Raw genomic sequence first — 1,165 nt, 5'->3', positions numbered from 1 at the left:
CCCTTCCCCCGTACGTCCCCCACGACCATCCGCACGCCGTACGGCGTGTGCTGTACGGCGTAGAAGTCGCCGCCGATGCTCGCCTCGGTCTGCGCCGCCTTGTAGCGCGCGGCGATCGACAGGCCGCCCACCCGGTCCGGCGGCTCGGGCAGCACCGCCAGCTGCGCCGCCTCGGCGACGACCCGGGCGCGGGCGAGCTGCTCGTCGCTGCGGCGGATCAGCAGGTGCATGCCGACGGCGAGGACCGAGACGAGGACGACGGCGAACGCGGGCAGCATCCGCTCGAACCCGGCCACGAGGTCCGTGTAGGTGTACGCCAGCACGCTGACGGTGACGCTGGAGACGATCCCGGTGATCACCGTCGCGCGCAGGGTCTGCAGCGCGGCGGCCGAGACGGAGGCCGCGGCGAAGAGCGCCGAGATCGTCAGGCCCGGGATCAGCAGCTCGATCACCGTGCCGAGCAGGATGAAGAGGGCGGGCAGCAGCCGCGCGTACCGCCGCAGCGCGCGGTACGGAACCCGGTGCTCCGGACAGCCGCCGGGCGGCTCGTCGGCGGCGGCCTCCGGGGACTCGGCGGAACCCGGTCTGGGGGGTCTGCTGGCTTTCTCCTGCACTGTCCTAATCTGACGTGTACGCGAGCGGACGGCCACTCGGCCGTGTCCGGTGGATCTTGCCGGTGGTTCGCCGCGCCCCTGACGGGACACGCAGGGGCAGCCCCGGCCCGGCAGCGGGCAACCACGGCAGAGGGCAACCACGATCCGCCGGATACGCTCCGCGTCAGCCCCAGAACGCCTCCGCGAACGCGTCGCCGAGGAACACCGCGCCCAGCCCCGCCACCACGCTGGCCACCGCGTTCACACCGGCCAGGAAGGCCGCGCCCTGCTCCCGCAGCCGCAGCGTCTCATACGAGAAGGTGGAGTACGTGCTCAGCGCCCCGCACAGCCCCGTGCCCAGCAGCAGCTGGACGTCGGACGAGGCCGCGCCCGCCACCACCGCGCCGGTGACCAGCCCCAGCAGCAGGCATCCCGCGATATTCGCGCTGAGCGTGCCCCAGGGAAAGACGGAATCGTGCCGCAGCTGGACGACGCGGTCGGTGACATACCGCAGCGGCGCCCCGACCATGGCCCCGGCGACGACGAGCACCCAGTTCACGCCCTGTCTCTTA

Annotated in this window: 1 protein-coding gene and 1 pseudogene; both read right to left on the bottom strand. The window is 72.8% G+C overall.

Going from position 1 to position 1,165, the window contains the following annotated elements; translation table 11 throughout:
* Positions 1-614, bottom strand: a pseudogene (locus tag G5C65_RS37525) (hypothetical protein); the annotation flags it as partial.
* A 163-nt stretch (positions 615-777) separates the two neighbouring features.
* Entirely contained in the window at positions 778-1,152 is a 375-nt protein-coding gene (gene crcB / locus G5C65_RS37520; RefSeq protein ID WP_165303515.1) for a fluoride efflux transporter CrcB, read from the bottom strand.
* Positions 1,153-1,165: the final 13 nt, after the last annotated feature.

The organism is Streptomyces boncukensis (assembly GCF_011045075.1).
In the GTDB taxonomy this organism is placed as follows: Bacteria; Actinomycetota; Actinomycetes; order Streptomycetales; family Streptomycetaceae; genus Streptomyces; species Streptomyces boncukensis.
This window is presented reverse-complemented; position numbering and strand designations above follow the sequence as displayed.